At 50.9% G+C, this 7938-nt stretch carries 4 protein-coding genes, 1 tRNA gene, 2 rRNA genes and 1 pseudogene; 1 reads left to right on the forward strand and 7 read right to left on the reverse strand.

Going from position 1 to position 7938, the window contains the following annotated elements; translation table 11 throughout:
• Nucleotides 1-88: 88 nt before the first annotated feature.
• From clpB to dnaK, 4 genes and pseudogenes are all read right to left on the reverse strand, one after another.
• On the reverse strand, nucleotides 89-2686 hold the full coding sequence (clpB, locus tag P378_RS06915) for an ATP-dependent chaperone ClpB (protein WP_099082733.1): 2598 nt from the start codon (nucleotides 2684-2686) through the stop codon (nucleotides 89-91).
• 32 nt (nucleotides 2687-2718) lie between these two features.
• Nucleotides 2719-2955, reverse strand: coding sequence for a chaperone modulator CbpM (locus P378_RS06920; RefSeq protein ID WP_238472982.1), 237 nt, complete (start codon nucleotides 2953-2955; stop codon nucleotides 2719-2721).
• A 68-nt stretch (nucleotides 2956-3023) separates the two neighbouring features.
• Nucleotides 3024-4019 (reverse strand): DnaJ C-terminal domain-containing protein, encoded by a 996-nt coding sequence (locus tag P378_RS06925; RefSeq protein ID WP_099082735.1) that lies wholly within the window; start codon nucleotides 4017-4019, stop codon nucleotides 3024-3026.
• 89 nt (nucleotides 4020-4108) lie between these two features.
• A pseudogene (gene dnaK, locus P378_RS06930) lies at nucleotides 4109-5989 on the reverse strand (molecular chaperone DnaK).
• Nucleotides 5990-6690: 701 nt separating this feature from the next.
• Here dnaK and P378_RS06935 point away from each other — a divergent pair.
• The gene (locus tag P378_RS06935; RefSeq protein ID WP_238472983.1) at nucleotides 6691-7182 is read left to right on the forward strand and encodes a CBS domain-containing protein; all 492 of its coding nucleotides are present in this window, start codon (nucleotides 6691-6693) and stop codon (nucleotides 7180-7182) included.
• A 142-nt stretch (nucleotides 7183-7324) separates the two neighbouring features.
• Here P378_RS06935 and P378_RS06940 read toward each other — a convergent pair.
• The 3 genes from P378_RS06940 to P378_RS06950 form a co-directional block, all read right to left on the reverse strand.
• Nucleotides 7325-7399: transfer RNA gene (locus P378_RS06940), tRNA-Asn, on the reverse strand.
• Between the two features lie 19 nt (nucleotides 7400-7418).
• Nucleotides 7419-7535: ribosomal RNA gene (rrf, locus tag P378_RS06945) — 5S ribosomal RNA — on the reverse strand.
• 190 nt (nucleotides 7536-7725) lie between these two features.
• Nucleotides 7726-7938, reverse strand: a 23S ribosomal RNA gene (locus tag P378_RS06950); the annotation flags it as partial.

Below are 7938 nucleotides of genomic sequence, written 5' to 3' on the forward strand. Positions count from 1 at the left end.
ATGCATTCCGTGACCGAATCTGACAGTAACCTGAGCCGTGCAGGAAAAACCTTTCCTGCACGGCGTTTTTCATTTAGGGAAGGTATCTCTACTTGACGTTCATGGTCAGTTGTCCTGCCTGGACATCGATCTCGACCGTATCTCCTGGTTTTGCTTCGCCTTTGACCATCAGGCGGCTCAGGGGGGTCTCAACCTCTTGCTGAATGAGACGTTTCAGGGGTCTGGCCCCGTAGCTGGGTTCATAGCCCTTGTTGGCCAGGTAGGTCAGGGCGTTTTCGGACCAGGTCATTTCCAGCCGGGCGGTTTCCTTCAGCCGCTTGGCCAGTTTTTCCAGCATCAAGACCGTGATTTCCTTCATGTGTTTGAGATCCAGGGCATGGAAGACCACCGTTTCATCCACCCGGTTTAAAAATTCCGGGCGGAAATGCTGCTGCAGCAATGTCATCACCGCAGCTTTCATGCTGTCATAATCCTGCACGCCCCGTCTCTGGAATTCCAGGATCTCATGACTGCCGATGTTGGACGTCATAATGATAACGGTGTTTTTGAAATTGATGGTGCGTCCCTGCCCGTCCGTCAGTCTGCCGTCATCCAGAATCTGCAGCATCACGTTAAAGACGTCGTTGTGGGCTTTCTCGATTTCATCAAACAGGATCACCGAGTAAGGCTTACGGCGCACCGCCTCGGTCAGCTGGCCCCCCTCGTCATACCCCACATAACCGGGAGGCGCCCCGATCAGGCGGGCCACGGTGTGCTTCTCCATGTATTCCGACATGTCGATGCGGATCATGTTGCGCTCGTCATCAAACAACGCCTGGGCCAGGGCCCTGGCCAGCTCTGTCTTGCCCACGCCGGTGGGTCCCAGGAAGATAAAGCTGCCAATGGGACGGTTGGGGTCTTTGATCCCCGCCCGGGCCCGCAGCACCGCATCGGCCACCGCCTGTACGGCCTGGTCCTGACCGATCACCCGGCGGTGCAGCACTTCGTCCAGGTGAATGAGCTTTTCCTTTTCCCCTTCCATCAGTTTGTTCAAGGGAATGCCGGTCCAGCGGCTGACAACCCTGGCGATGTCTTCTTCATCCACTTCTTCCTTCAGCAGCATGTTGTTCTTTTGCTTGCCGGCCAGCAATTCTTCCTCTGCCTTTAACCGGCGTTCCAGGTCCGGCAGTTTGCCATAGGTCAGCTCTGCCATACGGTTTAAATCGTAATCACGCTCAGCCCTCTCAATGGCCAGCTTGGTGTCTTCAATCTCTTTCTTAAGCTGCCGCACCCGGGAAATGGCCTGCTTTTCCACCTGCCACTGGGTTTTCATGACATCGGCCTCGGCCTTTAATTCAGCCAGCTGCTCCTGCAATTTTTGCAGGCGCTCCTGGGAAACGGCATCCTTTTCCTTCTTCAAGGCCGCTTCTTCAATCTCCAGCCGCATGACGCGACGGGTGATTTCGTCCAGGGCGGTGGGCATGCTGTCAATTTCCGTCCGCAGGCGAGCTGCGGCCTCGTCCATTAAATCAATGGCTTTGTCCGGCAGAAAACGGTCTGAGATATACCGGTCGGACAGGGTGGCGGCGGCCACCAGGGCGCTGTCTTGAATGCGCACCCCGTGGTGTACTTCGTACCGTTCCTTCAGTCCCCGCAGGATGGAAATGGTGTCTTCGATGGAGGGCGGGTTTACCAGCACCGGCTGGAAGCGACGTTCCAGTGCGGCATCCTTTTCCACATGCTTCCGGTATTCGTCCAGGGTGGTGGCGCCAATGGCCCTCAGTTCCCCCCGGGCCAGCATCGGCTTTAATAAGTTCCCCGCATCCATAGCGCCTTCGGCTGCTCCGGCTCCCACCACGGTATGCAGTTCGTCGATAAACAGGATAACCTGCCCATTAGATTTTTGCACTTCTTTCAGGACGGCTTTCAGCCGCTCCTCAAACTCACCCCGGTATTTAGCCCCGGCAATTAAGGCTCCCATATCCAGGGCAATCACGATTTTATTTTTTAATCCTTCCGGCACATCACCGGCCACGATGCGTCTGGCCAAACCTTCTACAATGGCGGTCTTGCCGACGCCGGGCTCACCGATCAGTACCGGGTTATTTTTGGTGCGGCGGGAGAGAATCTCAATGGTCCGTCGGATTTCATCATCCCGGCCGATCACAGGGTCCAGTTTGCCTTCCCGGGCCAGTTTGGTCAGATCCCGGCCGTACTTTTCCAGGGCTTCGTAAGTCTCCTCGGGATTTTCACCGGTCACCTGCTGGTTTCCCCGAATGGCCCGTAATGAAGTTAACATGGCTTCTCTGGTTAAACCTACCCGGCGGAATATATCTTTAATTTCACTTTCTCCTTCTTCCACCAGGGCCAGCAGCAGGTGTTCCACGCTGACATACTGGTCCTTCATCTCCCGGGCTTCCTGCTCCGCCCGGGGAAAAACTCTGGCCAGGCCGCTGCCCAACCTTAACGGACCATCATAGCCGTGCACCGCCGGCGTTTTGCGCAGCAGGTCCTCCAGTTGGGACTGCAGGTTTGCCACATTGACACCGGCATGTTCCAGAAAACGGGGCGCCATGCCCCCTTCCTGAGTCAGCAGTGCCAGCAGCAAGTGTTTGCCGGTGATTTCCTGGTGGTGCCGTTGGGCCGCCAGATCTTGGGCAGCCGACACAGCCTCCCGTGATTTTTGGGTATAACGGTTAAAATCCATCTACTTACCCCGTTGGTTCACCGCCGGGGTATTCACCTCCTCCGTCTCAATCTTTCAATTTCCTGTTCCAACTCTTCTATGCGATCCAACAAATCTACAATAATGCAGGCCCCGGGCAAATTCACCCCCAGGGAACGGCGCAGCCTGATAATTTTATGCAGCTTACTAATTTCATCTGCCCGTACGCAGCCGTTGCGAATCTCCACAACCCCCAGTTCCCCCAGTCGCTGCACCAGTTCAGGATGCAGCCCAAGGCTGTTTATATCCACCCATCCCGGCCCCTCCTGGGGATAAAGGGTGTGGCGATATATCTCTAAATAATATTTACAAACCATGGTCACACCCCTTTCCTCAGGTCAGCCAGTTTCCTGTACAAATCTTTTTCCGCATCACTCAGATGGGCCGGCAGGTCGATCAACACTTTGATATACTGGTCCCCCCGGCCGCCATCTTTTTTGGGCCAACCTCTGCCGCGCAAGCGCAGTCTTTTGCCATAACACATCATGGGCGGAATACGAACGGTAACCGGACCGTCCAGTGTGGCAGCAGTTATTTGATCTCCCAGCACGGCCTGGTCCGGGGTAATGATAACCTCCGATTCCAGATCATCTCCCTGCAGAATAAACTGGCTATGGGGTAAGAGGTGAATTCTTAGATATAAATCTCCTCTTTCGCCGCCGTTTAATCCTTCGCCGCCCTGACCCTTCAAACGGATACGGGTGCCGTCCTGAATGCCGGGCGGAATTTTGACCGCCAATGTTTTAGCGGTAGAGGTACTTCCTGTACCCCCGCAGTAGCTGCATAAACCCGTCTCCAGAATTCCTGCACCATGGCACGCGGCACAGATTTCCCGGGATGTAAGCTGAAGGGTTTTCTCTCCGCCCCGGTAAGCCTCCTCCAGGGTTAACTGTAGATCACTTTCCACATCCTGCCCGCGCACACTGGCCCGTCGCACCCCTGACCTGACTCCGGCCGCCCTGGCCCCGCCAAAGAGGATGTCAAAAAAGTCACTGAATCCCCCCTGGTAACCATAGTCCCCGTCACCGGAAGAATAAAAATGAAAACCTTCCATATCCGGTGGCGGCTGCCACTCCTGGCCGTTGCGCCAGTCAGCACCAAGCCGGTCATACTTGGCCCGTTTTTCCGGGTCACTCAATACCTCGTAGGCTTCATTGATTTCTTTAAATTTTTCCTCCGCAGCCTGCTTTTCATTTCCTGTATGCAAATCCGGGTGATACTTACGGGCCAGCTTGCGATAAGCGGACTTAATATCCTTATCGCTGGCCTTGCGGTCAACACCCAGTATTTCGTAATAATCCCGGTACGTTGCCATTTGATTTACTCACCACCCTGTGGACCATGGCTGCCGGAGACCGGCACCCTGGCCGGTCTAGCAGTTCTCCTGTAACCTCGGCATACCTCTTACTTCTCCTCAAACTCTGCATCCACCACATCATCATGGTTAGGACCCCCTTGAGCGCCACAGCCGCCGGATGAGCAGGTGGATTGCTTGCCGGCAGTCTGGGCCAGAGAGCCGGCCGCCTGTTGCAGATCACTGTACAGGGAGCGTATGCGATCAATACCGGCATTTTCCTTCAGGGCCGCCTGCAAGTCTCCTACCAGTTGTTCAAGGCGGGCCTTTTCGTGCACCGGCAGCTTGTCGGCCACTTCCTTCATTTGTCTTTTCACCTGGTAAACCAGAGTATCTGCCTCATTGCGGACCTCCGCTTCCTGGCGACGTCTTTTATCTTCGGCAGCATTGGCTTCGGCTTCTCGGACCATACGGTCGATTTCGGACTTATCCAGGCTGGTGGAACCGGAGATGGTTACACTTTGTTCCTTGCCGGAAGCTTTATCCCTGGCACTTACTTTTAAAATGCCGTTGGCATCAATATCAAAGGTAACTTCAATTTGCGGTACGCCACGGGGTGCCGGGGGAATTCCGTCCAGTTTAAACTGTCCCAGAGAACGGTTATCTCTGGCCATTTCCCGCTCACCCTGTAACACGTGGATATCCACAGCCGGCTGGTTATCCTCAGCAGTGCTGAAAACCTGGCTTCGGCGTACAGGAATGGTGGTATTGCGTTCGATAATCTTAGACATAACTCCGCCCAGCGTTTCGACTCCCAGGGAAAGGGGAGTCACATCCAGCAGTACAACATCCTTCACTTCTCCGGCCAGTACCCCTGCCTGGATGGCCGCACCCACCGCTACCACTTCATCGGGGTTGACTCCCTGGTGTGGTTCCTTGCCGCCGGTAAGCTGTTTTACCAATTTTTGTATGGCCGGAATACGGGTTGAACCCCCAACCAGAATAACTTCGTCAATGTCTCTCTCGGTTAATTTGGCATCCGCCAGGGCGGCCATGACAGGACCACGGCAGCGTTCCACCAGGTGGTGGGTAAGATCATCAAATTTCGCCCGGGTGAGCTTCATATCCAGGTGTTTGGGTCCTGAGGCATCAGCCGTAATAAAGGGCAGGCTGATTTGCGTTTCGGTAACGGTGGAGAGTTCAGTCTTGGCCTTTTCTGCCGCCTCGGTAAGACGCTGCAGGGCTTGCTTATCCAACCGCAGGTCAATACCATAATCTTTCTTGAATTCCTCGGCCAGCCAATCCACGATGGCCTTGTCAAAGTTGTCGCCGCCCAGGTGAGTATCCCCGTTGGTGGCTTTTACTTCAAAAACTCCATCGCCCACTTCCAGAATGGATACGTCAAAGGTTCCACCGCCCAGGTCAAATACCAGAATGGTTTCATTTTTTTTCTTGTCCATGCCATAAGCCAGGCTGCCGCCGTGGGTTCGTTGATAATCCGCAATACATTGAGTCCGGCAATTTTTCCGGCATCCTTGGTAGCCTGGCGCTGGGCATCGTTAAAATAGGCCGGTACCGTGATAACCGCATCGGTAATTTTTTCCCCCAGGTATTTGGCTGCATCATCCACCAGTTTTTTAAGCACCATGGCGGATATTTCTTCCGGGGCATAAAGCTTACCCCCAATATCAAATCGAACAGCATCATTGGAATCTGCTACAACTTTATAGGGCACTGAATTCCTCTCATCTGCTACTTCAGAATACCGGCGGCCGATAAAACGTTTAATTGAATACAAAGTCTTTTCCGGATTCAGTGCACCCTGTCGCTTGGCCACCTGACCTACCAGTTTTTCGCCCCCCTCCCGGAAGGCTACTACCGACGGTGGTACGAGAACCCTCGGCATTCACAATGACCGTGGGCCTGCCCCCCTCCATCACTGCCACCACCGAGTTGGTTGTACCTAAATCAATACCTACGGTTTTTGCCATTTCTGCTAACCCCCTTATATAAGTATTATTTTTAATAGTAATAAAATTTTTTCTTATAATGTAAAACATAGTTATTAAATAAAAATGAATGATTACTTACATTTGCATTACTTTACCACTCGTTGTTACATATAATCCCCCTTTGAAAAAACTTGAGCTTTTTACAAAACGTAAGCTTTATAATTGTTATTTAACCCGCATTAGTTTATTGACTTTGTCTGACCTTGACTATATTTTAGCTCTCGTTTATCCTTAAAGCAAAGGTTAATAAAGGTCAGATAATGCTCTAATTTCAAATTTTATTCATGCTGCTTTTATTAGGTAATATAATCATAGGGTTTTCGTTTTTTTATGTCAGGATTTATCAACGCCCGGTGACAGGATTTTCACAGGCAAGCAAGAATGGTAATAATTGGCATATATATGTAACAACCTGAAGGACGGGGTGACAAAGATGGAACTAACCAGGGCGGTATCTGCAGGGCGAGTTATTTGGAACATACCTTTGTGGTTGGCCATCCTGAATGTATAGTTAGGTGTAAAGAAACTAGAAAAGCAGAACAGGCTACCCACTCAGGTAACCTATTTTTCATATGCCAGTTGGCATGTGTTGCTTTCTGCAGATGCCAACATTATAATAAAAAAATGAAACTGGGCAATCTCCTGTTGTCCTGAATAATTTTATGATGGAGTAAAGTAATATGAAAAAGATACCCGTAAGAGAAGTAATGACTCCGATATATGATTATACGACTATACACCAGAATGCCACCATAAAAGAAGCCATCGATGTTTTGAAAAAATCTTTCTTTTTAGACGACCAGGGAAATATCCACGGACATGCCTCCCTTCTGGTAGTCAATCAAAAAAAAGAGTTGGTGGGAATTCTCACTTTAAAGTCTATTTTAGAGGCTCTGGTGATTGCTAAGAAAGAAAATGAAAATGTATTTAATTCTTATTATTGGCTTTATTTTTTAGAAGAAACCCATAAATCAGCAGCCGGTATTCCGGTTAAAAAGGTAATGAGAAGCAGAAAGCTGGTGTCCGTTAAGACAGATGACGATATTATGGACGCAGTAGAATTGATAGTTAAACATAAAGTTAACTCTATTCCTGTTATAAATGGCGCGGGAAGGTTAGTGGGAATTCTTAGAAGTAAAGACATTTTTGGCATGATTAATGAACTGTTATGAAATATCACAAGCGGTTCTCGGGATTCCTTTATATCAAAAGGAACGGGAGCGACTTGTAATCAAGTGCAGCTCAGAAACTTAGCTGGTTTTTTAGGGTTGAAGTAACATAAAAAGCCCTCTGCAAATTGCAGAGGGCTTTTACTGGCTCCCCGAGTAGGATTCGAACCTACAACCTACCGGTTAACAGCCGGTTGCTCTACCATTGAGCTATCGAKRAYCAATGATGTATAAAATTACTCTGGCGACGACCTACTCTCCCGGGGGCTTGCGCCCCGAGTACCATCGGCCCTGGAGGGCTTAACTGCTGTGTTCGGGATGGGAACAGGTGTACCCCCTCCGGTATCGCCACCAGAAAATCTTTTGGGATTGTCTTTGGGGTCTGGCCATCAGCCKTCAGCAATCGCCTTCAGCTTTTGGGCTCCCCCCTTATCAAAGAGTTTTCATTCCCTGAAAACTGAACAGCTCTTAAGTAAGGTCGTATCTTAAGGAGAAATGATGGTGTTTAGCTCTCACTTCCWACCTCTCACTTCTCACATCTCAAATTAGGTCAAGACCTCGATCTATTAGTACCGGTCGGCTGAACACATTGCTGCGCTTACACCCCCGGCCTATCTACCATGTAGTCTKCATGGGATCTTACCTACTTGCGTAGTGGGAAACCTCATCTTGAAGGGGGCTTCGTGCTTAGATGCTTTCAGCACTTATCCCTGCCGGACTTAGTTACCCAGCACTACCGTTGGCACGATAGCTGGTACA

The sequence above is a fragment of the Desulforamulus profundi genome, assembly GCF_002607855.1.

Coding starts and splice junctions, on each gene's coding strand:
- P378_RS06925 (WP_099082735.1), bottom strand. CDS start 4,019: ATGGCAACGTACCGGGATTATTACGAAATACTGGGTGTTGACCGCAAG.
- P378_RS06935 (WP_238472983.1), top strand. CDS start 6,691: ATGAAAAAGATACCCGTAAGAGAAGTAATGACTCCGATATATGATTAT.
- clpB (WP_099082733.1), bottom strand. CDS start 2,686: ATGGATTTTAACCGTTATACCCAAAAATCACGGGAGGCTGTGTCGGCT.